We start from the raw sequence: 25,974 nt of genomic DNA, 5'->3' as shown, positions 1-25,974 counted from the left end.
GTTACGTCGATTTCCCGGCCGCGCCTGGCTCGCGGCCTTTGAACACCACCATGCTCGTTCTAGGCATCGAAAGCTCCTGCGACGAAACCGGCCTTGCGCTCTACGATGCCGAGCGCGGCTTGCTCGCACACGCGCTCCATTCGCAGATCGCGATGCACCGCGAATACGGCGGTGTCGTCCCCGAACTGGCATCGCGCGACCATATTCGCCGCGCGCTGCCGCTGCTCGAGAACGTGCTCGCCGCAAGCGGCGCACGCCGCGAAGATATCGACGCGATCGCATTCACGCAAGGCCCGGGCCTGGCAGGCGCGCTGCTGGTTGGCGCGAGTATCGCGAACGCGCTGGCGTTCGCGTGGGACAAGCCGACAATCGGCATTCATCACCTCGAAGGCCATTTGCTGTCGCCGCTCCTCGTCGCCGAACCGCCGCCGTTTCCGTTTGTCGCGCTGCTCGTTTCCGGCGGCCATACGCAGCTGATGCGCGTTACCGGCGTAGGCGTCTACGAGACGCTCGGCGAAACGCTCGACGACGCAGCCGGCGAGGCGTTCGACAAAACCGCGAAACTCATCGGCCTGGGCTATCCCGGCGGGCCGGAGGTGTCGAAGCTCGCCGAGGCCGGCACGCCGGGCGCAGTCGTGCTGCCACGGCCGATGCTGCATTCCGGCGATCTCGACTTCAGCTTCAGCGGACTGAAAACCGCCGTGCTCACGCAGATGAAGAAGCTCGAAGCGGCCCATACGAGCGGCGCGGCACTCGAGCGCGCGAAGGCCGATCTCGCGCGTGGCTTCGTCGACGCGGCTGTCGACGTGCTTGTCGCGAAATCGCTCGCGGCCCTGAAGCAAACGCGGCTCAAGCGGCTCGTCGTTGCGGGTGGTGTCGGCGCGAACCGGCAGTTGCGCGCCGCGTTGTCGGCAGCCGCGGCAAAACGCGGCTTCGACGTTCATTACCCGGACCTGGCGCTTTGCACCGACAACGGCGCGATGATCGCGCTCGCGGGCGCGCTGCGGCTCGCGCGCTGGCCATCGCAGGCGAGCCGTGATTACGCATTCACCGTCAAACCGCGCTGGGATCTGGCTTCGCTTGCGCATTGAGCGCAACGCCCTTTGCGGTAGACGAAATCCGGCGGCTCTTTTTTATGCCGGCGCCGCGCGGCCGAGACAGCGGCCGCACCCGGCGTTCACCGCGCCGACATGACGGCAACGGATACACGCTGCCGACATGCCCGCGTATCGCCGTATGACCCAACGGCCACGCTGCCAACCGGCGCGCATGCGCCGCACGCCGGCGGTCGCCCAGCGCGGCATTCGACAATGACAACCGCGCGCACCCGCAGACGCTCGATCGATAAGCCGCGCCCGAAACACGAAGGGCCGTTCGCAATGAACGACCCTTCTCGTGCAGCATAAGACGTAGCGCGGCGCGTACTATTTACGCCGGCAAGCGCTTGTCGCGCTCGATCAACGCGTAGGCGCTGTGATTGTGAATCGACTCGAAATTCTCGGCCTCGAGCACATAAGCGACAATCCGCTCGTCGGCGTCGAGCCGCTTCGCGATGTCCCGCACCAAATCCTCGACGAACTTCGGATTTTCGTAAGCCCGCTCGGTGACGAATTTCTCGTCGGGACGCTTCAGCAGCCCCCACAGCTCGCACGACGCCTCTTCCTCGGCAATCCGAATCAACTCCTCGACGGGCACGTCGGCGGCGAGTTCGGCGTCGATCGTCACGTGCGAGCGTTGATTGTGCGCGCCGTATTGCGAGATCTGCTTCGAGCACGGGCATAGACTCGTCACCGGCACCAGCACCTTCGCGAACAGCCGCATCACGCCGCCGCGCACGTCGCCGGTCAGCGTCACTTCGTAATCGAGCAGGCTGCGCACGCCCGACACGGGCGCGGTCTTGTTCACGAAATACGGAAACGACACCTCGATGCGCCCCGCCTGTGCCTCGAGCTTCTCCAACATCGTTGCAAGCATCGCGCGGAACGAATCGGCCGTCAGCGGCCCGTCATTCGCCTCGAGCAGCGCGACGAAACGCGACATATGCGTGCCCTTCTGATCGGCCGGCAGATGCACGTCGAGGTTCCACATACCAACGCTCGCCTGCGTATCGCCCGTGGCGGTGCGCACCGTCAGCGGATGGCGCACGGCGCGCACGCCGACGCGCTGAATCGGCAACTGCCGAGTATCGACCGTGCTTTGCACGTCGGGCATCGCAAATTCGGGATTCATTTGGTTCATCTTATTTGATCCTCGTGAGGTCGCATGCAGCGCAACCGCTAAAAATGCGACATGGGCCCGCAGGCCCATGTGGATTCGGAATTCTTCCGGAAAAAGGCGTCGCGCGGCACCTACGCGACGCGCTTCGCTTGGCTCGCGACGCTCGCCGCATGGGCCGGAAAGCGCGCCCGCACCGATTTCTCGATACCGTCGGCGTCGAGGCCGCATTGCGACAGCAGCTTCGCCGGATCGCCGTGATCGATAAAGCGGTCGGGCAAGCCGAGTTGCAGCACCGGACGGACCACGCCGCTTTCCATCATCGCCTCGACGCACGCAGAGCCTGCGCCGCCCATCACGCAACCTTCCTCGACCGTGACGAGATAATCATGCGTTTCAGCCAGCTCGCGCACAAGCTCGGCATCGATCGGCTTCACGAAACGCATGTTCGCGACGGTCGCGTCGAGTGCGTCGGCAGCCGCAAGCGCCGGCGCGACCATCGTGCCGAACGCGAGAATCGCGACGCGCTTGCCTTCCGGCTGCGCTGTACGACGCCGCACCTCGCCCTTGCCGACCGGAATCGCGGTGAATTCCTTGACGGTGGCCACGCCCGTGCCCGCACCGCGCGGGTAGCGCACGGCGGTCGGATTCGGCTGCTGCAGCGCCGTGTGCAACATCTGGCGGCACTCATTCTCATCCGAGGCGACCATCACCGTCATGTTCGGAATACAGCGCAAGAACGCGAGATCGTATGCACCCGCGTGCGTTGCGCCATCCGCGCCGACGAGGCCCGCGCGATCGATCGCGAACACGACGGGCAGATTCTGCAGCGCGACGTCATGAATCAATTGATCATAGGCACGCTGCAGGAACGTCGAATAGATCGCGACGACCGGCTTCAGCCCTTCGGTCGCGAGACCGGCCGCGAACGTCACCGCGTGCTGCTCGGCGATACCGACGTCGTAATAGCGATCCGGGAAGCGCTTTTCGAATTCGACGAGCCCCGAGCCCTCGCGCATCGCCGGCGTGATGCCGACCACGCGTGCATCGAGCTGCGCCGCGTCGCACAGCCATTCGCCGAACACCTGCGTGTAGGTCTTCTTGGCAGGCGCCGCCGACGGCTTGATCCCTTCGGCCGGATTGAACTTGCCGGGGCCGTGGTAAAGCACCGGATCGGCTTCCGCGAGTTTGTAGCCCTGCCCTTTCTTCGTGACGACGTGCAGAAACTGCGGGCCGCGCAATTCCTTGATGTTCTGCAGCGTCGGGATCAGCGAATCGAGATCGTGACCGTCGATCGGGCCGATGTAGTTGAAGCCGAACTCCTCGAACAGCGTCGCGGGCACGACCATGCCCTTCGCATGTTCCTCGAGTTTGCGCGCCAGCTCGAGCATCGGCGGCGCGACGCTCAGCACCCGCTCGACGCCCGCGCGCGCGGCCGCGTAGAAGCGGCCCGACATCAGCCGCGCGAGGTGGCGGTTCAGCGCGCCGACGGGCGGCGAGATCGACATGTCGTTGTCGTTCAGAATCACGAGGAGCTTCGCGTCCTCGGACACGCCGGCGTTGTTCATCGCCTCGAACGCCATGCCGGCCGTCATCGCGCCGTCGCCGATCACCGCGATCGAGAACCGGTCGCGCTCGCCGTTCAGCTTGTTGCCGATCGCCATCCCGAGCGCGGCCGAGATCGACGTGCTCGAATGCGCGGTGCCGAACGTATCGTATTCGGACTCCGAACGGCGCGGAAAGCCGGAGATGCCGCCGAACTGGCGCAGCGTCTTCATGCCGTCGCGGCGGCCGGTCAGGATCTTGTGCGGATAGGTCTGGTGGCCGACGTCCCAGACGATCCGGTCACTCGGCGTATCGAACACGTAATGCAGCGCAATCGTCAGCTCGACCGTGCCGAGATTGGACGACAAGTGGCCGCCCGTCTTCGATACGCTGTCGAGAACAAACGCGCGAAGCTCGTCGGCGAGCGGCTGCAGTTGGCGACGATCGAGACGGCGCAGATCCGCCGGGTCGTCGATGGTTTTCAGCAAGTCGTACATCGTCGTTCCATTGTAGGAAAACATCCGCGCCCGCACTCTTTCGCGCACGCTGCGCCAAAACGCGCGAACGCGGCGGCGGGCTTTCGTCAGCTCACCCGGTTGACCACCAGGTCCGCCAGTTCGGCCAGACGGCGCGCCCGCGCGCCGAACGGCTCGAGCGCGGCGTGCGCATCGACGCGCAGTTGCGCGGCAAGCGCGCGCGACGCGTCGAGGCCGATGATCGACACGTAGGTCGGCTTGTCGTTCGCCGCGTCCTTGCCGGCCGTCTTGCCGAGCGTCGCGGAATCGGTGGTGACATCGAGAATGTCGTCGACCACCTGAAACGCGAGCCCCACCGCGGCCGAATAGGCATCCAACGCATGCATCGCATCGGCGGATGGCGCTTCGCCTGCGAGCGCTCCCATGCGCACCGACGCGCGCAGCAACGCGCCCGTCTTCATCCGATGCATTTTTTCGAGCGCCTCGCGCGTGAGCGCCATGCCGACGCTCGCGAGATCGATCGCCTGGCCGCCCGCCATGCCGATCGAGCCGCTCGCGAGCGCAAGCTCGCGCACGAGCGCGGGCTGCCGCTCGGGCGGCAGCGCGCCGGCATCCGTCAGCGCGATGAAAGCCTGCGATTGCAGCGCATCGCCGACGAGGAGCGCCGTCGCTTCGTCGTACTTGACGTGGACGGTCGGCTTGCCTCGGCGCAGCGGATCATCGTCCATACACGGCATATCGTCATGCACGAGCGAGTACACGTGAATCATTTCGAGCGCCGCCGCCGCCGCGTTCAGCGCGGCTTCGGATGCGCCCGTGAGTTCCCCGGCAGCATGGCACAACAGCGGACGCACCCGTTTGCCTCCACCGAGCACGGCATAGCGCATCGCCTCGTGCAGTTGCGCGGGCGCCACTGTTTCAGCCGGCAGATAATGGCCGAGAGCGGACTCGACGCGTTCGAGCACCGAACGCATCCATTGGTCGAATGTCATAGATCGTCGTCTCCGCCGTCCACGGCGGCCGTTCCGGCGGCAAGCGGCTTGAGCGCGGCACCGTCGAGCACGCGCACCTGCTGCTCCGCTTTTTCCAATTGTTGTTGGCAAAACGCAACAAGCGCTGCGCCGCGGCGATACGCCGCAAGCGAATCCTCGAGGCTCAGCGTCCCGCTCTCCATACGGGCGACCAGCGCCTCCAGCTCCGCCAGCGCCATCTCATAATTCTCCGGCAGCGGCTCGGAACCAGGGTCGGACGCGGGCGCGCCTGGAGTTGCGGTTTTCGCCATGGACGGGGTGTAAAAATTCAAAACAAGTCGGACATTCTACGGCAAAAGAGAATTTTTCGACCTGACGACTTGGCCATTCAGAGCCCGCGCGCCCCGCGCCGCCCACCCCGCAAGCGGGCCGGGTGCGCCGCCCTCACAAAAATTTTGACACAAATCAGTCACTTATCCCACCCCGTGGATACCGATCCGGGTATAATCGCCGGTTCCCCTAAATCGAATTTTCGATGGTTGGGTTGTTCACTGCTTTCACGCTTTCATCGGGAGTGGGAATGTCCAATCTGAGCGACGCTCTGCAGTTGAAGTCGGCCAACAGCCAGCTTCCGGTCACCGCTTATTTCGATGAGACGCTTCTTGCGCGCGAAATCGAAACACTTTTCAAGAATGGACCTCGCTATGTCGGGCACGAACTTATGGTGCCAGAAGCGGGGGATTATTTTGCGCTGCCTGCCGAAAACGAAGGCCGCGTGCTCGTGCGCAACCAGGCTTCGCAGATCGAGCTGCTGTCGAACGTGTGCCGTCACCGCCAGGCGATCATGCTGAACGGCCGCGGCCAGACGCAGAACATCGTCTGCCCGCTGCACCGCTGGACCTACGATCTGAAAGGCCAGTTGCTCGGCGCGCCGCACTTTGACGACAAGCCGTGCCTGCATCTCAACGCAACGCCATTGCAAAACTGGCAAGGTTTGCTGTTCGAGGCGCAAGGCCGCAATGTCGCGCACGATCTCGCGAAGCTCGGCACGAAGCACCATTTCGACTTTTCGGAGTATTTGTTCGATCACGTCGAGATTCACGAGTGCGACTACAACTGGAAAACCTTCATCGAGGTCTATCTCGAGGATTACCATGTCGTGCCGTTCCATCCGGGTCTTGGCAGCTTTGTATCGTGCGACGATCTGAAATGGGAGTTCGGCGACTGGTACAGCGTGCAGACGGTGGGCGTGCACAGTGCGCTCGCGAAACCGGGCAGCCCGACCTATCAGAAGTGGCACGACCAGGTGCTGCGCTATCGCAACGGTGTCCCGCCGGAATTTGGCGCGATCTGGATGGTCTACTATCCGGGCTTGATGATCGAGTGGTATCCGCACGTGCTCGTGGTGTCGTGGCTGATTCCGCGCGGCCCGCAGAAAACGACGAACATCGTCGAATTCTATTACCCCGAGGAAATCGCGCTGTTCGAGCGCGAGTTCGTCGAAGCGGAACGTGCCGCCTATATGGAAACCGCTGTCGAGGACGACGAGATCGCACTGCGGATGGACGCCGGACGCCGGGCGCTGATGGCGCGCGGCGAATCGCAAACCGGGCCGTATCAAAGCCCGATGGAAGACGGCATGCAGCACTTTCACGAGTTCCTGCGCCGGGAACTCGGCACGATCTGAGCGGTGCGCCGCGATACCGGACCAATTCGTTCCGGCGGGCGAAATCGATAAGCAAGACGGGCTTCGGCCCGTCTTTTTTTGTTTAGACTTAGATCATCTGGCCCGTTTCTCCTGGGGGGCGTCATGCCACACACTCACTACACCACACTCATCAGCGCCGACAATCTCGCCGAGCGGCTCGCAGCCGCACCGGGCAGCGTGCTCGTTTTCGATTGCCGGTTCGACCTTACCGATCCCGGCGCGGGCGAGCAGGCGTATGCGGCCGGCCATATCCCCGGCGCGCATTATCTGCATCTCGATCGCGATCTGTCCGGCCCGAAAACCGGCACGAACGGCCGCCATCCGCTGCCCGCGCGCGACGCGCTGGCCGAAACGCTGAAGGCTCGCGGGCTCGAGCAGAATCAGCAGGTGGTCGCATACGACGCGCAAGGCGGCATGTACGCCGCACGCCTATGGTGGCTGCTGCGCTGGCTCGGCCACGATTCGGTCGCCGTGCTCGACGGCGGGCTGCAAGCTTGGCAGGCCGCCGGCCAGCCGTCGACGCAAGATGCGCCGCAGGCCAGCGCGGGCAACTTCCGCGCGCTCGCGCCACTGGCGACGGTCGTCGACGCGCAAACCGTACTCGCCAATCTGACGGCCAAGGACAGGATCGTGATCGACGCGCGCGCCGCCGATCGCTATCGCGGCGAGAATGAAACGCTGGACCGGGTCGGCGGGCACATCCCTGGCGCGCTCAATCGCTTCTTCAAGGACAACCTGACGGCCGACGGCCGCTTCAAGTCCGGTCACGAACTGCGCGAAGCGTTTCAGGCTCTGCTCGGCGCGACGCCGCCGAACCGCGCGATCCTGCAATGCGGCTCCGGCGTGACCGCCTGCCACAACGCACTCGCGATGGAAATCGCCGGACTGCATGATGCCGCGCTCTATGCGGGTTCGTGGAGCGAATGGAGCGCCGATCCGTCGCGGCCGGTCGCGACCGGCCCCAACCCGTAACCGGTTCGCACAAAAGAACGATGAATGCGGACGACGTGCGCCGATCGATCCAGACAAGCATTGGCGGCGCGCCGCAACCGGATCGCAAGCCGGACCGCACAACACCGCATCGCATCGGCAACACGATGCCGATTGCGACGAGCACACTGCCTGCGGCGGCGCCACGGGCGGCCGCCGCGCCGGCTGCGTCACATGACGCCGTAACGCTTGAACCAAGCAATCGCGCGCTTCCAGCCGTCGTCTGCATCCGCCTTTACGTAACTCGGACGATAGTCGGCAAAGAACGCGTGCCCCGCATCCGGGTAGACGACGATCTCCGATTCACGCGCCGCCTTCGTATCGGCCGCCTTCAGGCGCTCGCGCATCTCGGCAAGCGAACGCTGCGGGATGCTGTCGTCGGTCGCGCCGTAGAGGCCCAGCACCGGCGCCTTCAACTGCGCCGCGCGATCGACCGGATTGAACGGCGTCATCTCGTTCGTCTCGCCGATCACTTTGCCATACCACGCGACCGCCGCACGCACGCGCGGGTTATGTTCGGCAAACAGCCACGTCTGCCGGCCGCCCCAGCAAAAGCCCGTCACACCGAGCCGTGCGAGATCGCCGCCGTTCTTGCCCGCCCACACGACGGTCGCGTCGAGATCCTCACTGACCTGACGGTCCGGCACCTTACTGACCACCTCGTCCACGAGCGCCTGGATCGACGGATACTTCGACGGCTCCCCTTGTCGGGCATACAGATTCGGCGCAATCGCCAAATAGCCGAGCTTAGCGAAACGTCGGCAAATGTCGGCGATATGCGCATGCACGCCGAAGATTTCATGAATCACGACGATCACGGGCAAGTTGCGCTTGCCGGCAGGCTGAGCACGGTAGGCAGGGATGATTGCGTCGCCCGAGCGGATTTCGACGGTGCCGGCATCGAGGCCGGCGCTGTCGGTGGTGATGGTTTGCGCCGACACCGGCAGCACCGCCGCCGCGAACGTGCTGCCGAGCACGGTCTTGACGAACTTGCGGCGGTCGAACGGAATGTGCGGAACCAGGCTGTCGACTTCGGATTTCAACATCGATGCGCTCCTCTAGTCTGGCTCCCGCCGCCGCGCTGCAAGGCGTCGGCGGGAGGCATTCGAACCGAGCAGCGCGATGCGCTGCATCACTGCGGCACGCATCGCGCTGCGCCCCGCGGAAGCGGGGCTCGCATACCATGCCGAACGGCGCGGGGATGCGTCAACCTTTGATCCGGCAAAAGACGGCCGTCAGTGCAGCTTCACGCGCGGCAGCGTCGAGCGCCGCAACCAGTGCGCGACCGTATCGAGCACCATCCGCGGATAGCCGTGCAGCGCCGCGATATGCAGCCGGTACAGCGACATATACATGAAGCGCGCGAAGAGCCCTTCGATCAGCATGTTGCCGCCGATCAGCCCGCCCATCAGATTGCCAACCGCGCTGAAATGGCCCAGCGACACGAGCGAGCCGAAATCCCGATAGGAAAATGCCGGCAACGGCCGCCCTTCGAGCCTGCACGCGAGCGCCCGCAATAGAAAACTCGCCTGCTGATGCGCGGCCTGCGCGCGCGGCGGCACGTTGCGGTCATGGCCGGTCCATGCGCAACCCGCGCAGTCGCCGAGCGCAAATATATTCGGATCGGTTTCGGTCTGCAGCGTGGGACGCACGATCAACTGGCCCAGCTTGTTCACTTCGAGCCCGTCGAGCTGGGCAAGCACCGCGGGTGCCTTGATGCCCGCCGCCCAGACAGTCAGATCCGCTCGCACGCTCTTGCCGCTCGCCGTGCGCACGACACCCTGCGCCACCTCGGTCACGCGCTCGCCGAGCATCAGCCGCACGCCGAGCTTGTCGAGCAGTTCCGCGGTGGCCGTCGACACACGTTCTTGCAGCGCGGGCAGGATGCGCGGGCCGGATTCGATTAGCACGATGCCGACGTCGTGACGCGGATCGAGCTTGTGCAGCCCGTATGCCGACAATACCTGCGCGGTATTGCGCAGTTCCGCGGACAGCTCCACGCCCGTCGCGCCGCCCCCGACGATCGCAACCTGGATGCGCGGCTCGGCCCGCCCCGACTCATCGACGCGCGAGTCGGCAGCCTCGGGCTGCTGATGTTCGGCGCGTATGCACGCCGCGATCAGGCGCTTGCGGAATCGCTCCGCCTCGGCGACCGTGTCGAGCGCGATCGAATGCTCCTGCGCGCCTTGCACGCCGAAATAGTGCGTGGTGCTGCCGATCGCGATGATCAGCGTGTCGTATTCCAGCTCGCGCCGAGGCAATAGTTCGGCGCCGTCCGTATCCGCCACGGGCGCGAGCGTGATGCGCCGCGCCGCGCGATCGAGCGCGGTCAACTCCCCCTGATGAAACTCGAAACCATGCCAGCGAGCCTGCGCCGCGTATTCGAGTTCCTGAGTGAACGGGTCCATGCTGCCCGCCGCGACCTCGTGCAGCAGCGGCTTCCAGATATGAGTCGGATAGCGATCGACGAGCGTGATGAGCGCACGCGCCGGGCGATCGCCGCGCGCGCCATAACGATCGCCGAGGCGCGTCGCCAGTTCGAGCCCGCCCGCGCCTCCGCCGACGATGATGAAACGATGCATTCAGTGCCCCTTACGATTTGATACCGCTCGCAATCGCCACGATCCGCAGCCACGCCACATCGTAACCGGTTCGCCTGACTGCGTCGCGCAAAACGCGCTGTGCGATGCGCCGAATCGCGATCACACGCGGCATAGTCAGCCAGCATTTTCCAAAAGTTCGCACGACGGCATCAAGGATGGGCGTCAATGTGCTTCTTCCCAGTTCTCGCCGACACCCACCTCCGCGACGAGCGGAACCTTCAGCTTCGCGACGCCGCACATCATCTCGGGGAGCTTTTCGCGCACCACGGCCAGTTCCGCGTCCGGCACCTCGAGCACCAGTTCGTCGTGCACCTGCATGATCATCCGTGCGCCGAAGCCGCCGCGTTCGAGCCAATCGTCGACCGCGATCATCGACAGCTTGATCAGGTCCGCTGCGGTGCCCTGCATCGGCGCGTTGATCGCCGCGCGCTCCGCCGCCTGACGGCGCGGACCGTTGCCGCCGTTGATCTCGGGCAACCACAGCCGGCGGCCGAACACGGTTTCGACGTAACCCTTCTCCTTCGCGCGCGCGCGCGTCTGTTCCATATAGCGGGCGACACCGGGGTAACGGAGGAAATAGCGGTCGATATAAAGCTTCGCCGCGTCGCGCGTGATGCCGAGATTCGATGCCAGACCGAACGCGCTCATCCCGTAGATCAGGCCGAAGTTGATCACCTTGGCGATGCGCCGCTGATCGGCACTGACTTCGAGCGGCGTCACGCCGAAGACCTCGGCCGCGGTTGCGCGGTGGATGTCGTCGCCTTGCGCGAACGCACGCAGCAGCGCTTCGTCTTCCGAAATGTGCGCCATGATCCGCAATTCGATCTGCGAATAATCGGCCGACACGATCTTGCAGCCCGGCGACGCGATGAACGCCTCGCGAATGCGCCGCCCTTCGGGCGTGCGCACCGGAATGTTCTGCAGATTCGGATCGTTCGACGCGAGCCGCCCCGTCACCGCGACAGCCTGCGCATAGTTGGTATGCACGCGGCCCGTATCCGGATTGACCATCCGCGGCAGCTTGTCGGTGTAGGTCGACTTCAGCTTCGACAGCCCGCGATGCTCGAGCAGCAGCTTCGGCAGCGGATAATCCTCGGCGAGCTTTTGCAGCACCTCTTCGTCGGTCGACGGCGCGCCGCTCGGCGTCTTCTTGACGACGGGCAGTTGCAGCCGCTCGAAGAAGATCTGCCCGATTTGCTTAGGCGAGCCAAGGTTGAATTCGCCGCCCGCCAGCACGTATGCCTGCTGTTCGAGTTCGATCAGCCGCGCCGCGATCTCGGCGCTTTGCCGATTGAGCCGCTCGGCATCGATCAGCACGCCGGTACGTTCCATCCTGCGCAGCACGAACGATACCGGCAACTCGATGTCGCGATAGACGGACAGCAGCCCCGGATCGCGCGCGACCTGCGGATACAGCACGTGATGCAACTGCAGCGTGATGTCCGCATCCTCGGCCGCGTATTCGGCCGCCTTGTCGAGCGGCACTTCGTCGAAGCCGATCTGCTGCGCGCCCTTGCCCGCGACCTCCTCGTACTTGATCGTCTTCACGCCCAGGTGGCGCAGCGCGAGGCTGTCCATGTCATGCGAACGATGCGATTCAAGCACGTATGATTCGAGCAGCGTATCGTGCTCGATGCCGTTCAACGCGATCCCATAGTTCGCGAGCACTTGCGCGTCGTATTTCAGATGCTGGCCGAGTTTCTTCTTGTCCGCATCCTCGAGCCACGGCCTGAGCTTCGCGATCACCTCGTCGCGCGGCAACTGCGCCGGCAGGTCCGGCCCGCGATGCGCGAGCGGAATATAGGCGGCGTGGCCGGGCTCGATCGACAGCGACACACCCACCAATTGCGCGCGCATCGGGTCGAGCGACGTCGTCTCGGTATCGAACGCCGTCAGTTCGGCCGCGTCGATCTTCGCCAACCACGCGTCGAATTGCTCCCACGTCTGCACCGTATCGTAATGGCGCTCGGCGGCGGGCAGCAGCGGCGCAGTGGTCCCGCTCGGCGCGCCCGCCGTATCGCCGGCGGTTTCGCCCAAGGTGCCGTTCGCGGCGGCCATGCTGTCGAGCTCGCGCAGCCAGGTCTTGAAGCCATAGGTGGAAAAGATCTCGCGCAACGCGTCGACACTTTCGCTGCCCGTCGCAAGCGATGCATCGATCGATTCGACGTGCGGCTGCAAATCGCACGCGGTTTCGACCGTCACGAGCCGGCGAGCGAGCGGCAGAAAATCGAGCGCGCGGCGCAGATTGTCGCCGACCACGCCCTTGATCTCGTGCGCATGCTCGACGACGCCGTCGAGCGAGCCGTATTGCGTGAGCCACTTGACGGCCGTCTTCGGCCCGCATTTCTCGACACCGGGCACGTTGTCGACGGTATCGCCGACGAGCGTCAAATAATCGACGATCCGTTCCGGCGGCACGCCGAATTTCGCGAGCACGCCGTCGCGATCGAGCGCCTCGTTCGTCATCGTGTTGATCAGCGAAACACGCTCGGTGACGAGTTGCGCGAGATCCTTATCGCCCGTCGACACAACCACGTTCATCCCGCGCGCCTGCGCCAGCGTCGCGAGCGTGCCGATCACGTCGTCGGCCTCCACGCCCTCGATCATCAGCAGCGGCCAGCCGAGCGCGCGCACGGCCGCGTGGATCGGCTCGATCTGCAGCGCGAGATCAGGCGGCATCGATGGCCGATGCGCCTTGTATTCGGCATACAGATCATCTCTGAAAGTTTTGCCCTTTGCATCGAACACGCACGCGCTATACTCTGCGCTAACTTCCTTGCGCATACGGCGCAGCATATTGATGATTCCATAGAGCGCTCCGGTCGGCTCCCCGCCGGGGCCGCGCAGATCAGGCAACGCGTGGTAAGCCCGATACAGATAGCTCGAACCGTCAACCAATAGCAGGGTCTTACCTTCCAGATTTCGTTCTTCAGGCATTATGGACAAGAGAAAAGTGATTCCGAGCCTGCGCTCGCTCGCAGATCAAGAACGCGCGACAGCGAAGAAGGCTCGCGCTTCGTGGCAGATGTTCACGATTATGGCAGAGTTTATCGAGGCGACCGAGTATCTGTCGGAGATCCGCCCCGCTGTCAGCATCTATGGCTCCGCGCGTCTGAAGCCCGATTCGCCGCATTACCAGCTCACCGTGCAGATCGCGCGCAAGCTGTCCGACGCGGGCTTCGCGGTGATTTCCGGCGGCGGTCCCGGCATCATGGAAGCGGCGAACAAGGGAGCGCACGCCGGCAAGGCGCCGTCCGTCGGGCTCAATATCGAATTGCCGCACGAGCAGCACGGCAACAACTTCCAGGATATCTCGCTGCGCTTTCGCCATTTCTTCACGCGCAAGGTCACGTTCGTCAAGAACTCGGACGCGGTGATCGTGATGCCGGGCGGCTTCGGCACGCTCGATGAGCTGTCCGAAGTGCTGACGCTGATCCAGACGAAGAAGTCGCGCCTCGTGCCGATCGTGCTGGTGGGCAGCGAATTCTGGCAGGGCCTGCTGCAATGGTTCCGCGATCAGTTAATCCCGATGGGTCTGATCAATCCGGAAGACATGAATCTGATGCAGGTGATCGACGATCCCGATCAGGTGCTCGAGGCTGTGCTCGCGTTTTATGAGGATCGCGGCGAAGAGGCCGAGGAAGCGCAGCCGCCGCGGCCGGACGAAGACCGGATGTTCTATTTGTGATTGGCGCGGTGGGTGCCGCACCGGCACCCACCCCAACTGCGATTGCGCATTCGGCTTGCCACCGATCCGGATGTGCCGCACCACCACTCGTTTCATTCACGCGGGCCGGATGCCCAGCCCGGCCCGCGTCGCATTTCCGGCTTGCGTGCAATACGCCAATCGCCCACCTCGACTCATCGAGGACATCACTGCCACTACTCGCCGATACCCATACCCAAAGCGCGCATCGACTCACAAACGAAGCGCAGCGCGCCGACGGCTACGGCATTTGAACGCTGCCCAAGCGGGACCTTACAAGTCTTCTTTGGGTACTATGTCGACACCATCAGTTATATCCAACGCCTGTCGTAGCGCATTACGAAGAGCGCTTGAGTTTTGTCCTACATTATCGTTTTGGAAGTTAATGTTAACAATCGCATGATGAGTGCCCGCATCCGACACATCCATGTGATTACCCAAAGAATTATCCAGAAAATTAAACCTAATACGCTCATCAAGCACTGCCGGCTCAATCTCATCAACTAATAACTGTCCATACTGATCATTCATAATTTCCAGAAACGCATTTCTTAGGCGCTCTCTTTGTACAGATTCAGATCCGGAGGCACCCGCATTCAACAGGTTGTCGATCCGTGCGGCCCCTTGAGACGATGAAGGAGCGTCGGAAAATATACCGAGAGAGTCACTCGACGTGCTACCCGGGATTCGCCTTCCCTCTACAGGACCATGTTGAAAAGCGTTATTTGAATCACTTTCCTCAATTTGATTATCACCGAACCGACAAGGCAAGCACATCAACATCATTGACATGATATTGGCATTATCAGAAGCATTCTGTTTTTCCATAAATTGACACTCGGCCGCTTCAATTGTTTTTTTCGCCTTGCCACCCTCTTCCGGGAAAAATAATTTCGAGTTGAAAATTTTATCGGCATTGGACATGGCACGCATTTCCCCCTTATAACCGATAGTGGGAATCCCTGCCATGTTTGCCACTATTTGAGCAAGAGGATAGCGCCCCTCGGCAGAATGGCATACTTGCAAGTCGATTTTCTTCGTGTGATCACTTATTCTCGGCAAAACGACCTGATGCGTGAATTCGCTTGGGCTTAACAGCGGTGTATCCGGTGTTGCATCCGAAGCCGCGCCCCATCCTCCCTGCACACCATGTCCGGTGTATACAAGCTCAAACCCCAACCTTCATTCCCCTGAGAGCATGCTTGAAAGTTACTTTGATGCAGAATCCGCATCTTTTCGCTTATGCGAATATATATTTCCAGAACAGCAAATCAATGAAACACCCCTCAAAGCCGTACAAGTGCAAACGGCACATTAACCAAATTAAATTCTCTCGGCCCAATAAAATGGGAAAGAATCGATTAAATTGATCCTTCCGCTCGAAAACCATCGCCAGAGAATTATCGAACGCGCCGCCTTTTTTGAAATCTCAGCGCATCTCTAATCAACGTTAGTCGATGCATAACAAAGTTTAGGCGCCACTACGAAACACCCTTTATTCAGACGAAGTCGATAAACAGGAAGGCCACAGCTGAATACTGTCAACGAGCTGTATGAAGAATTGAACTAGATGACGGCGATGGCAAGACGCGTGAGCACAGGGGGCGCTGTTGCGTAAAGATTCGCAGACACAAGGGGGTTTCGCAAGGATTCGCGGGCGCGCACGGAACCCTCGTCGCGCCGCGAACCGATCCGTTACTGGAACGCCACTTTCTCAAAGCTGCGCGGCTTCCAGGCACGAAATTACGTCAAATCAAGGTGTTCCATCATTTCCTCAAATGTTTTACGGAAATACCATTCGCGATTACACCGCGATTTCGGCAGCAATCTGGGAGCAAATTAGACGACTCTTGCGTGCAATCAAACGCTGCCTTCGGAGCTTTACCCGTCCCAAAACGCATAAAAATCAAAGCTTTGCACGACTTGCCATCGACAAAACCAAAGCTAATCAAAGTCAATCAGGACTACCCAAGCTCGTCCAAACTGTAACTTCACTGTCCCCACACCGCATCCAGCCATGCAGGTTAGGGCCTTCGTTGCGGCTGAGGACAGATGGCGCGCAGTCCGTCGATATGTTCGTTCAAGTTCGGTGTGATCCCTTTCCACATCGGATCAAGGATGAAATCGATGTCCTCGCGTCGGGCCTGTGTTGCGGCCGGTACAAAGTCAGTATCCCCAGCTATCAGAACGATCTGATCAACTTGCTTCTTGAACGCTAACCCCGACGCACATATCGACGCCCTTCTGGCGCGTCAACCATAGCGTCGTCCGGCGTAATATCCGCCATCTCAATCCGCCCGCCATTAGGTCCGCAACCTTCCCCTGCGATCAGCTAAGCGGTAAGCGTCGACAACTGGCCTAAGCGAAATGCAACGCGGAATTCGCAACGATCATGAAGGTTGCCGGTTCGTTGGGATTGCACCTGACCATTACACCGGCTACACAGGCCGCCGAAGCAACATCGGCGCTGGACCAACACGCAAGCGCTCGCGCGCAACGACACATGTAACGCCATCGGTACAGCACATAAAGCACCGGTCAGCGCCCTTTTATGCGGCCGCTGACCCCGACGGAATCTCGCTGTCGTCGAACCAAACAACCATCTCACCAAGCCAGTCGCTCAGATCAGCGAAGTGCACACCTGCAGAAACTTGATTTCAGATCACGCAAACACACGGGCTGTAGTACCCGACGCACCAATCGGTTTCCATGGCATATCCATAAGAACGCACCTGGTAGCAACACTATCGCATAGATTAAGCAGAAAATTTTAATATCTTAAAATATCGCCGCATACAGGCAAATATTATAATATTATTTTGACGAAAATCAAAATCCAATCAATATCAATATTCTTGCAAAAAATAAACTACACCCCGAAGCGCACACTACTAGACCTTATAGGTTGAAGATTAATTGGATTTTTATATTATTACAACTGATTTGAAATCGATTGAATTTTTTCGATACAAATCCGCGAGAGCATTAAATCAATCCAATCGGAGCAAAAAAATGCAAGAAAATATCAAACCTCTTACCGAAGAACAAATTTCGGCATTCGGAATTATTACAGAACTTGGAATTGATCTCGACAACGAACGAATGGAACTAATCAGAAAAGAATATCCCAAAGTTCGCGATCGCCTCCCTGTAGAAAGCTATCAGTACATAAAGGCAAGCGGCTCATTTACCTTGGAAGGCAATACTCAATTGCGCCACTTCTCCATCGAGAGCGAATTGATTAAATTCAAAGGTTCTTCTATTCCGCTAGATTGTTTTGGTTCCACAACCGCACTTCCTCCAGCCCCCTTTAATTTTTCGGTTAATTTGGCTGGAACAGCAGCACTACCGGAAACTCTTTTGAACATAAAGACCTGCACATTTACCGTGACCATAAACAATGGCAACAACGTAACTCTTCAATGCGTCGATATTCATAACACGACATTACTCCTATTTAACGGCTATTCCATGAGCGCACAATCATTACACGGCTTTAATGCAAGCGGAACAATGACATTCAACTACGCATCTTAAAAAATCCCATTAATTCATTAATCAATTGAATTAAAATTTAAGAGCCGCATGGTCACATAGTTTCTATATTTCATCAGCATATCTAACAACCATGCGGCACTAAACCTTGCCCTACCAATATGTAACATTCAGCAAAGTACGAGCCCAGCAGCTATCCCACAACCAGCCCGGTAGATATCTCATAAACGTTAAACGACACGACCGCTTCGCCAAACCAGTCGGTCAGCTCACCAAAGCGCGCCTGCAGCAACTTGATTTCATTCCGCCCAAACACGCGCGCGGCCGTATCCAGCGCGCCGAACCCACCGGAGTTGCTCGGCACAATGCCGAGTAGCTGCGGCGGCACCCGATGCGCAGCGAACAAATTATCACGCGTCACGTTCTTGATATTGAAAAACGCATCCTTTGCCGCAACCTCGGACAAGAGAATGAGCTGAATCCCACCCTTCTTTCCGTTCGGCGCGTACATGGACACGTCGCGGAACTTGCGCGGTCCTTTCGCGTTCCTCAACGCCTCCCGCAGGTTGTCGACGCCGTCCCGACCCTGCGTCGCGTCCGTCATGTGCAGGATGAACCCGGCATGACTGCCGTTCTTGTAGTACCTGCGCCGGAGCAGCATCGACGATTCGTTCAACCAGGCTCAATGCAACGAGCCTGGATAATTCGGCTGGCCATACACTCCCTGATCGATATCCGGCCGCATGAGCTGAAACACGCTGTCAGGCTCGAACTCATGCCCATCCTGCCAGCCGTTCACATATACGAAACCGCTGAAATCCGCCTTGCGCCGCGTGTATTTCGTCAGCATCGACTCAAAGTGCAGCGTGTTGCCGAGCCGATTTTGTCTACGCTGCAGGTAGCCGTTGCCAGACGTCAGGAAATCGAGCACTCACCATTCGAACGCGTGCCGCGACGGCCGTTTATGCGGCCAGAACGTCGACGCCAGCATGTTCGCCTTGAAATACAGCGCCGAGCGGTGGTACGTGCAGGCCGCGAAACAATTTCGCCAGGCCGGCGAAACCAACCGCCAGTTCTAGCCATTCGTCGTTCGGCCAATACTCGATGCAATCGAAAATCTCGACCCGGTTCATGATGGGCATGGGAGCGTCGAACGTGAAGATCTCGATGCGCGCCGGCTTCGCGCTGTCGGCACTCTTGTGCGGCGCGACTAAGTAGCGGCGCGATGCGCGCGATCAGCGCTTGCTCATGAATAGAACTGTGTGAAAGATAAAGAATGGATGCCCCACAAACACAGCAGATTGAGCCGTGGCGCGTGAACGTCGAACACATCAAGAGCTAACCCGCTGTATCTAACCGATATGCACTTCCACGATCTGCGGGCAAAGGCGCTGACCGACCTAAAATGACGGCGTGGCGCGGCGGCAGCGCAATCGCTGGCCGGCCACACGAGCGAGAGCATGACGGCGCACTACAGGAAAGCACGCAAAGTCGAACGCGTCCAACCAGTTCCATTGACGCGTGCAAGTTAGACACTAACGCTCATGTTAGACACGAAGGCTCCCCGAACCAACCGGGGAGCCTTGTGCAGCAAAGGTTTCCTACTGAAACGCCACTTCCGCAAAACTCCGCAGCTTGCGACTATGCAGCCGGTCGAGCCCGTTCGTGCGAAGAATTTCCATCGCCTTCACGCCGATCTGCAAATGCTGATCAACCTGCGCGCGATAGAACTGATCGGCCATCCCAGGCAGTTTCAGCTCGCCGTGCAACGGCTTGTCCGATACGCACAGAAGCGTGCCGTAGGGCACCCGAAAGCGAAAACCGTTCGCGGCGATCGTCGCGCTTTCCATGTCGAGCGCAATCGCGCGGCTCTGCGACAGCCGCTGCACCGGCTCACGATGATCACGCAATTCCCAGTTGCGATTGTCGACACTCGCCACCGTACCGGTGCGCATCACGCGCTTCAATTCCGCTCCGTCGAGCTGCGTGACCTGCGCCACCGCACGCTCGAGCGCCACCTGCACTTCGGCAAGCGCCGGAATCGGCACCCACAGCGGCAAGTCGTCGTCGAGCACATGGTCTTCGCGCACATAGCCGTGCGCCAGCACGTAGTCGCCAAGGCGCTGGGTGTTGCGCAACCCGGCGCAGTGGCCGAGCATCACCCACGCATGCGGGCGCAGCACCGCGATGTGATCGGTGATCGTCTTCGCGTTCGACGGCCCGACGCCGATATTGACCATCGTGATCCCGCTGCCGTCCGCGCGCTTCAGGTGATATGCGGGCATCTGCGGCAGACGCGCAGGCGGCATGCCTTCCGTCGACGCATCGCCGAGATTCGCGTTGTACGTGATCACGTCACCCGGCTCGACGAACGCCGTGTACTCGCTGCGATACGCACGCGCCTGCGCATCGTCCGTGGCCGACATCAGCGTGCGGCCGAGCTTCACGAATTCGTCGATATAGAACTGATAGTTCGTGTACAGCACGTAGTTCTGAAAATGCGTGGGCGACGTCGCCGTGTAGTGACGCAGCCGGTGCAGCGAAAAATCGACGCGCGCGGCCGTAAACAGCGCGAGCGGTTGCGGCTCGCCCGGTGCGGGTTCGTAAGTGCCATTGACGATCCGGTCGTCGAGGTAGGCGAGGTCGGGCGTGTCGAACACGTCGCGCATCGCGACGAGACGGTCGCGATCGAGATCGCCCTCCAGATGGATTCCCTCGGGAAACGCGAAATGAATCGGAATCGGTTGCGACGAAACGCCCACCTCGATGCGCACGTGGTGGTTCTTCGCAAGCAGACGCAACTGCTCGCGATAGTAGCTCGCGAATAAATCGGGGCGCGTGAGCGTCGTCTCGAACACGCCTGGGCCGGCGACGAAACCGTAGGAACGGCGCGAGTCGATGTGCGTATTGATGTCGGTGCGAATCCGCACGAACGGATAGCATGCGCGCACGCGGGTGTCGAACGTGTCGTTGCGACGGTAGCGCGCGAACGCGTCGCGCAAGAACGCAGTGTTCGTCTCGTAGAGCGCGGAAAGCCGCGCGACGGCGGCGACTGGGTCGTCGAACACCTCGACGGGGGACGCACCCGGCGTGAGCGTGCGAATGCGGTGATCGTGATCGTTCTTCATTTATCAGGGCCTCTTCAGATCGTTTCGACATTACCACGGAACCCGCCCGCGCGGCCGAGCCCGATTCCGGCAACGAAGCCAAGAGGGCGGAAAGACAACGAGGCTGCCCGCCGGCCCGCGAACACCCATCGGCACGGCGCGGGTATTTGCTAGAATCGAATGGTTCAATGGGAGAAACACGATGAAGCCGCACCTTCTCGCCGCAACCTTCGCCGCCGTCGCGCTCGGCGGCCCGGCTTACGCCGCCGACGCAAGCGTCGACGCGCAGGCCCAGGCGGCTGCCAACGAGGCGGCCGGGCTGCCCGATCTCACGAAGATCAACCGCCCAGCCGCGGAAGTCACGTCGAAGGTCGATCTCAACGACGTGCGGCGCACGCCGAGCTTTTACGAAAAAAGCAAGAACGGCACCGAAGTCACCGAATACCGCGATCGCGGCAAGCCGGTCGAAATCAACGTGAAGTCGAATTTCGGCACCCGCTATCAGATGAGCGCCTCGCCCGACACGTCGCCGCGGCCGCACGATGCAAGCGTGCCGATCACCCGCCTGCCGTCGGTCAATCTGCACTATTGACTCTGCCCGGCGCCGGCACGGCGCCGCGCCTCCCACGCCCTTTCGCGACACCGGCCGCGCCGCCGGCACGCCAACCCGAACCGACGTTTTTCTTGCATGGCCGTTTTCACTGCTGTTTCCGATGCTGACCTCGCACACTGGATGCGCCACTACGATCTCGGCGACGTCGTCGCATTCCGCGGCATTGCGTCGGGTATCGAGAACAGCAACTTCTTCCTGACGACGACGCGCGGCGAGTATGTGCTCACCATCTTCGAGAATCTGACGGCCGGGCAACTGCCGTTCTATATCGATTTGATGAGCCATCTTGCGCGGCACGGAATACCTGTGCCGGCGCCGGTCGTGCGCGCGGACGGCACGCTGTTCGGCGAGTTGCACGGCAAGCCGTGCGCGATCGTCACGAAACTGGAAGGCACGGCCGAGCTTGCGCCGCGTGTCGAACATTGCGTCGAGGTGGGCCAGATGCTCGCACGAATGCACCTCGCGGGCCGCGACTATCCACGCCGCCAGCCGAATCTGCGCAGTCTGTCGTGGTGGCGCGAAACCGTGCCGGTGCTCACGCCGATCGTCGATACGGCGCAACGCGCGCTGCTTGAAAGCGAATTCGCGCACCAGACCGATTTCTTCGCGTCCTCCAGCTACGCTGTCCTGCCAGAAGGCCCGTGCCATTGCGACCTGTTCCGCGACAACGCGCTGTTCGCGCATGCGGCCCCAGATAGCGGGCATACCGTGCGGCTCGGCGGTTTCTTCGATTTCTATTTCGCCGGCTGCGACAAATGGCTGTTCGACGTCGCGGTGACCGTCAACGACTGGTGCGTCGATCTCGACACGGGCGCGCTCGACGGCGCGCGCGCCGACGCGCTGCTGCGCGCCTATCAGACCGTGCGTCCCTTCACGGCGGACGAACGCCGCCATTGGAACGACATGCTGCGCGCGGGCGCGTATCGCTTCTGGGTGTCGCGCCTGTATGATTTCCACCTGCCCCGCGCCGCGCACGTGCTCAAGCCGCACGACCCGGGCCATTTCGAACGTATCCTGCGCGAGCGCATCGCCCGCGCGAGTGCGCTCCCCAAGACCCACATCTCATGCAACTGATCGAAGTTCCCGCCAAGACCGGCTATGTGTGGTTCCGCCAGGGCATCTGGCTGTTCCGGCGCAATCCGCTCGCGTTCGTCACGCTGTTCTTCACATACCTGCTCGCGATGATGCTGATATCGCTCGTGCCGTTGATCGGCCCGGCGCTGCCGCTGCTGTTCATCCCGGGCATCGCGGTGGGCTTCATGGCGGCGTGCCGCGATACGATCGCCGGCAAGCAGGTGCTGCCGACGATCCTGATCGACGGATTCCGCTCGTATGGACCGGTCGTCACGCAAAGGCTTTTCGCGCTCGGCGGGATTTACATCGCGTCGATTGCGCTTGTGTTCGCCTGCTCGTCGCTCGGCGACGGCGGCACGCTGCTGAAGATCATGTTCGGTCTCGGCATCGACGCATCGGAGCCCGAAGCGCTCGCCACGCCGGGCGTGCTCGTCGCGATGATGATCGCCGCCACGCTGTACCTGCCGGTCGCGATGATGTTCTGGTTCGCGCCGACACTGACCGCTTGGCATGACATCCCGCCCGTCAAGGCACTTTTTTTCAGCATCGTGAGCTGCTGGCGCAACAAGGGGGCATTCACGGTCTACGGGCTGCTGTGGTTCGCAGTCGCGTTAGGCGTGTCGTTCGGCCTCGCCGCGCTGATGCAGGCACTCGGTGCCGGCGCCTATGCGTTGACGGTGATGATGCCCGCGTCGGTCGTGATCACGGCCATGCTCTATTGCTCGTTCTACGCAACCTATCGCGGCTGCTACGGAATCCAGGAGCCGGGGGCGCCGACTCTGCCCCAATCACGATAACGATCAAAATCGATGGGCCGCGCCCTCCGGCGTCGGCCACGCTCGCCAATCGATAGAATTGCGCGCACAATCGTTTGCACACAAATATTTTGTACCGTGATGAGTCCACCATGATGAATGACTCGCCCGTATTTCCGCTTACGCTCGACGACCAACTCTGCTTCGCGCTCTATTCGACGTCGCTCGCGATGACGAAAGCGTACAAGCCGCTGCTCGACAAACTCGCGCTAACCTACCCGCAGTACCTCGCAATGCTCGTGCTGTGGGAAACCGACGATATGCAAGTCAAGGACATCGCCGCGCGCCTCAACCTTGATCCAGCCACAGTGACACCGCTTCTCAAGCGTCTCGAGGCACTGGGGTACATCGAGCGGGCGCGCGATGCAGCCGACGAGCGGATCGTGCGTGCGCGGCTGACTGCAAGCGGCGCCGCACTCAAGCAGAACGCCCAGGCGGTGCCAGGCGAACTATTCTGCGCGATGCGGCAAACGCCCGATTTCCTGATTCGGCTGCGGGAGGATCTGACCCGCCTGCGGCAAGCGCTCACCGAAGCCAACCAAGGTTAACGAACCGAGTATGTCTGCGTGAGTGTGCCGCTCCAAGCAAATTAATTTGTACACTAATTATTAGCGTGATATATTTATTTCGTGGCCCGCGCTTCGCGATTCGCCGAGCCCATTTTCTAATCGATAGGAGTTCACCATGCACATCCTGTACCAAACATCCGCAACCAGCACCGGCGGCCGCGACGGCCGCGCGACGACTCCCGACCAGAAACTCGACGTGAAGCTCGCCGCGCCGCGCGAGTTGGGCGGCACGGGCGCCGAAGGTACGAACCCCGAGCAACTGTTCGCCGCCGGTTATTCAGCATGTTTTCTGAGCGCGATGAAATACGTCGCCGGACAAAACAAGCAGGCTTTGCCCGCCGACACCACCGTTACGGCGCAAGTGGGCATCGGTCCGAACGAACAAGGCGGATTCGCGCTCGACGTGGAATTGCGCGTGTCGCTGCCCGGGTTTGATACCTCGGCCGCGCAAGCGCTCGTCGACCGCGCGCATCAGGTGTGCCCGTACTCGAACGCAACGCGCAACAATGTCGCGGTGCGGCTCGTCATCGTCTAAGTCGCGGCTTGCGCCGCGCGTAGATAAACGAAAGGGCGCGCGGCTATATAGCCAGCGCGCCCTTTATCTTTATGCGTATAAATTCTGTAAGTACTTAATACTCAAGCTTCAACGATCGAATACCGCTTCGCGGTCGAGTTTGCGCATCCGGAACTCGAGGTCGTACAAATCGGATGCGCCGGCAAGATAGGCATCGGCACGTTCTTTCGCACGTTGCTCGGGCGATTTTGTCAGAAACAGGAACAAACGGCTCAGCAGGTACATGATCGGCAACTCCAATCCAAGGGTTTTATCTTAAGCGTTAACCCTAATTATAGGGAAAACCCTGATCTCATGCCAGCCACCCTAACCGAGCGTCGTTACGACGCGACGCCAGCCCGCACGTGAGATGCAAAAAACGACCAGATCAGTTCGCTCGCATCAGGCCCAATCGACGAATGAAACGGCACGCTGTCGTCGCCGCCGGCCCACGCGTGCGCAAGCTTCTCGATCCGGCAAAGACGCACGACGAATTCGCCATCCCGCCGATAATCGAGCATATGCATGCCGGCTGAACTCGTCTCGAAATGCTCGGCGCCCACCGGCTGCCCTTGCGCATTCGCCAAGCCGTTGAGCCGCAAAAATTCGACTGCCAGTTGCTCCGCGTTCTTCGGTGCGACGACGCGATCGTCGTCGCCATGCACGATGATCGCCGGCATTCCAGGGTACGCGCCGGGCTCAACCAATGCATCAACAATAGCGGCAGGATTGCGGTGCAGACCTCGGCGCATCACGTCCATCGCAGTGACGCCGGAATTCGCATCGCCGAACGCCGGCCCCGAATGGAACGCAACCGCCGCGAAGCGCTGTGGAAAATGCAGCGCAAGCAACGACACGAGCCCTGCGCCCGCCGACATCCCGGCCGCATAGACACGCGATGCGTCGAATCCGCGCTCGGCCACCAGCGTATCGACGAGATCGACGATCGCCTGCGCCTCGCCGCCGCCGGCACGCGCCGTATCCTCATACCAATGCCAGCAGCCGTGCGCGTGCGCCCGGTGCGATTGCTCCGGATACAGCACCGCGAAACCATACTGGTCGGCCAGCAGATTCATCCGGGTGCCTTGCGCGAACTGCTCCATGTTCTGCTTGCATCCATGCAACATCACGACGAGCGGCAGGTTGCCTGTGTACTTGACGGGCGGCACATAAAGACCGTATTCGAGATGCTTGACAAAGCGCCCGAACGACGGCGGCAGCGGATGATCGGCGCGGCTCCATTCGCCATTCACCCACGCGGCCGCCCGCGGACGCACACGCGACTCTTGCGGCGTCACCGCCCCTGCTTTGGCGGCCGCCGCGGCGGCCCGGCTCGCGCGGCGGATGGAGCGGGAAGCGGACTCCCGGATCGGCTGGGTTTGGGCATGCAACATGCGCTTCATACTGCCCAGCCATAGTTTCGTCAGACTTTTTGTCATGGGTCGGGGCTCGCAGTCAAATTTAGGGACGCCTTGCAGGCGGCTTCATTCAGCTTTGTGCAATGCACAATAGCATTATTTTCCTGATCCTATCCA

The 25,974-nt window shown here is 61.2% G+C and carries 21 protein-coding genes and 2 pseudogenes; 11 read left to right on the top strand and 12 right to left on the bottom strand.

Features of this window, described 5'->3' with window-relative positions; genetic code table 11:
* Window positions 1-50 precede the first annotated feature (50 nt).
* Window positions 51-1,091, top strand: coding sequence for a tRNA (adenosine(37)-N6)-threonylcarbamoyltransferase complex transferase subunit TsaD (gene tsaD, locus AQ611_RS17800; protein ID WP_059515116.1), 1,041 nt, complete (start codon window positions 51-53; stop codon window positions 1,089-1,091).
* 337 nt (window positions 1,092-1,428) lie between these two features.
* On the opposite strand, the gene folE2 is transcribed toward tsaD, so the two are convergent.
* The 4 genes from folE2 to AQ611_RS17780 form a co-directional block, all read right to left on the bottom strand.
* Entirely contained in the window at window positions 1,429-2,238 is an 810-nt protein-coding gene (gene folE2 / locus AQ611_RS17795) for a GTP cyclohydrolase FolE2 (RefSeq protein ID WP_069235553.1), read from the bottom strand.
* Between the two features lie 110 nt (window positions 2,239-2,348).
* Window positions 2,349-4,256 carry a 1-deoxy-D-xylulose-5-phosphate synthase gene (gene dxs / locus AQ611_RS17790; protein WP_069236367.1) on the bottom strand — a complete coding sequence of 636 codons (1,908 nt, stop codon included), beginning with the start codon at window positions 4,254-4,256 and terminating at the stop codon, window positions 2,349-2,351.
* A gap of 86 nt (window positions 4,257-4,342) precedes the next feature.
* Complete coding sequence (locus AQ611_RS17785) at window positions 4,343-5,227, bottom strand: polyprenyl synthetase family protein (protein ID WP_069235552.1); 885 nt, start codon at window positions 5,225-5,227, stop codon at window positions 4,343-4,345.
* Window positions 5,224-5,517: an exodeoxyribonuclease VII small subunit gene (locus AQ611_RS17780; RefSeq protein ID WP_059515122.1), complete on the bottom strand. Its 294-nt coding sequence runs from the start codon at window positions 5,515-5,517 to the stop codon at window positions 5,224-5,226. Before AQ611_RS17780 ends, AQ611_RS17785 begins: the two co-directional genes overlap by 4 nt.
* Before the next feature lie 269 nt (window positions 5,518-5,786).
* Here AQ611_RS17780 and AQ611_RS17775 point away from each other — a divergent pair, with 269 nt between their 5' ends.
* Together AQ611_RS17775 and AQ611_RS17770 are read left to right on the top strand one after the other, a co-directional pair.
* On the top strand, window positions 5,787-6,893 hold the full coding sequence (locus AQ611_RS17775; RefSeq protein WP_059515124.1) for an aromatic ring-hydroxylating oxygenase subunit alpha: 1,107 nt from the start codon (window positions 5,787-5,789) through the stop codon (window positions 6,891-6,893).
* Between the two features lie 123 nt (window positions 6,894-7,016).
* A complete protein-coding gene (locus tag AQ611_RS17770; RefSeq protein ID WP_059515126.1) occupies window positions 7,017-7,886 on the top strand; it encodes a sulfurtransferase in 870 nt (289 codons plus the stop codon).
* A gap of 188 nt (window positions 7,887-8,074) precedes the next feature.
* Here AQ611_RS17770 and AQ611_RS17765 read toward each other — a convergent pair whose 3' ends face one another.
* From AQ611_RS17765 to polA, 3 genes are all read right to left on the bottom strand, one after another.
* Window positions 8,075-8,950: a dienelactone hydrolase family protein gene (locus tag AQ611_RS17765; protein ID WP_069235551.1), complete on the bottom strand. Its 876-nt coding sequence runs from the start codon at window positions 8,948-8,950 to the stop codon at window positions 8,075-8,077.
* Between the two features lie 189 nt (window positions 8,951-9,139).
* Window positions 9,140-10,486 carry an NAD(P)/FAD-dependent oxidoreductase gene (locus tag AQ611_RS17760; RefSeq protein WP_059515130.1) on the bottom strand — a complete coding sequence of 449 codons (1,347 nt, stop codon included), beginning with the start codon at window positions 10,484-10,486 and terminating at the stop codon, window positions 9,140-9,142.
* Window positions 10,487-10,669: 183 nt separating this feature from the next.
* The gene (gene polA, locus AQ611_RS17755; RefSeq protein WP_069235550.1) at window positions 10,670-13,444 is read right to left on the bottom strand and encodes a DNA polymerase I; all 2,775 of its coding nucleotides are present in this window, start codon (window positions 13,442-13,444) and stop codon (window positions 10,670-10,672) included.
* A gap of 1 nt (window position 13,445) precedes the next feature.
* Here polA and AQ611_RS17750 point away from each other — a divergent pair, with 1 nt between their 5' ends.
* Window positions 13,446-14,195, top strand: a complete 750-nt coding sequence (locus AQ611_RS17750; RefSeq protein ID WP_059515132.1) for an LOG family protein — start codon at window positions 13,446-13,448, stop codon at window positions 14,193-14,195.
* 291 nt (window positions 14,196-14,486) lie between these two features.
* Here AQ611_RS17750 and AQ611_RS25680 read toward each other — a convergent pair whose 3' ends face one another.
* Window positions 14,487-15,392 carry a hypothetical protein gene (locus AQ611_RS25680; RefSeq protein ID WP_146011731.1) on the bottom strand — a complete coding sequence of 302 codons (906 nt, stop codon included), beginning with the start codon at window positions 15,390-15,392 and terminating at the stop codon, window positions 14,487-14,489.
* A 1,192-nt stretch (window positions 15,393-16,584) separates the two neighbouring features.
* Here AQ611_RS25680 and AQ611_RS26765 point away from each other — a divergent pair.
* Together AQ611_RS26765 and AQ611_RS25675 are read left to right on the top strand one after the other, a co-directional pair.
* A pseudogene (locus AQ611_RS26765) lies at window positions 16,585-16,722 on the top strand (addiction module antidote protein); the annotation flags it as partial.
* 503 nt (window positions 16,723-17,225) lie between these two features.
* Window positions 17,226-17,750 carry a hypothetical protein gene (locus AQ611_RS25675; protein ID WP_146011732.1) on the top strand — a complete coding sequence of 175 codons (525 nt, stop codon included), beginning with the start codon at window positions 17,226-17,228 and terminating at the stop codon, window positions 17,748-17,750.
* Between the two features lie 151 nt (window positions 17,751-17,901).
* Here AQ611_RS25675 and AQ611_RS17745 read toward each other — a convergent pair.
* Together AQ611_RS17745 and AQ611_RS17740 are read right to left on the bottom strand one after the other, a co-directional pair.
* Window positions 17,902-18,877: pseudogene (locus AQ611_RS17745) on the bottom strand (phage portal protein).
* Between the two features lie 432 nt (window positions 18,878-19,309).
* Window positions 19,310-20,836, bottom strand: a complete 1,527-nt coding sequence (locus tag AQ611_RS17740) for an AMP nucleosidase (protein WP_059515133.1) — start codon at window positions 20,834-20,836, stop codon at window positions 19,310-19,312.
* 181 nt (window positions 20,837-21,017) lie between these two features.
* Here AQ611_RS17740 and AQ611_RS17735 point away from each other — a divergent pair, with 181 nt between their 5' ends.
* From AQ611_RS17735 to AQ611_RS17715, 5 genes are all read left to right on the top strand, one after another.
* Window positions 21,018-21,407 (top strand): hypothetical protein, encoded by a 390-nt coding sequence (locus AQ611_RS17735; protein WP_059515134.1) that lies wholly within the window; start codon window positions 21,018-21,020, stop codon window positions 21,405-21,407.
* 96 nt (window positions 21,408-21,503) lie between these two features.
* Window positions 21,504-22,502: a homoserine kinase gene (locus AQ611_RS17730; protein ID WP_069235549.1), complete on the top strand. Its 999-nt coding sequence runs from the start codon at window positions 21,504-21,506 to the stop codon at window positions 22,500-22,502.
* Window positions 22,493-23,299, top strand: coding sequence for a BPSS1780 family membrane protein (locus tag AQ611_RS17725; protein ID WP_059515139.1), 807 nt, complete (start codon window positions 22,493-22,495; stop codon window positions 23,297-23,299). Before AQ611_RS17730 ends, AQ611_RS17725 begins: the two co-directional genes overlap by 10 nt.
* A gap of 113 nt (window positions 23,300-23,412) precedes the next feature.
* Window positions 23,413-23,865 (top strand): MarR family winged helix-turn-helix transcriptional regulator, encoded by a 453-nt coding sequence (locus tag AQ611_RS17720; RefSeq protein ID WP_059515550.1) that lies wholly within the window; start codon window positions 23,413-23,415, stop codon window positions 23,863-23,865.
* Window positions 23,866-24,001: 136 nt separating this feature from the next.
* Window positions 24,002-24,421, top strand: coding sequence for an organic hydroperoxide resistance protein (locus AQ611_RS17715; protein ID WP_069235548.1), 420 nt, complete (start codon window positions 24,002-24,004; stop codon window positions 24,419-24,421).
* 108 nt (window positions 24,422-24,529) lie between these two features.
* Here the strand turns inward: AQ611_RS17715 and AQ611_RS17710 are convergent, their stop codons facing one another.
* Window positions 24,530-24,685, bottom strand: coding sequence for a DUF3563 family protein (locus AQ611_RS17710; protein ID WP_069236366.1), 156 nt, complete (start codon window positions 24,683-24,685; stop codon window positions 24,530-24,532).
* A 95-nt stretch (window positions 24,686-24,780) separates the two neighbouring features.
* Window positions 24,781-25,878 carry an extracellular catalytic domain type 1 short-chain-length polyhydroxyalkanoate depolymerase gene (locus tag AQ611_RS17705; RefSeq protein WP_069235547.1) on the bottom strand — a complete coding sequence of 366 codons (1,098 nt, stop codon included), beginning with the start codon at window positions 25,876-25,878 and terminating at the stop codon, window positions 24,781-24,783.
* Window positions 25,879-25,974 lie beyond the last annotated feature (96 nt).

The sequence above is a fragment of the Burkholderia singularis genome, from assembly GCF_001718875.1.
Lineage (GTDB): Bacteria > Pseudomonadota > Gammaproteobacteria > Burkholderiales > Burkholderiaceae > Burkholderia > Burkholderia singularis.
This window is presented reverse-complemented; position numbering and strand designations above follow the sequence as displayed.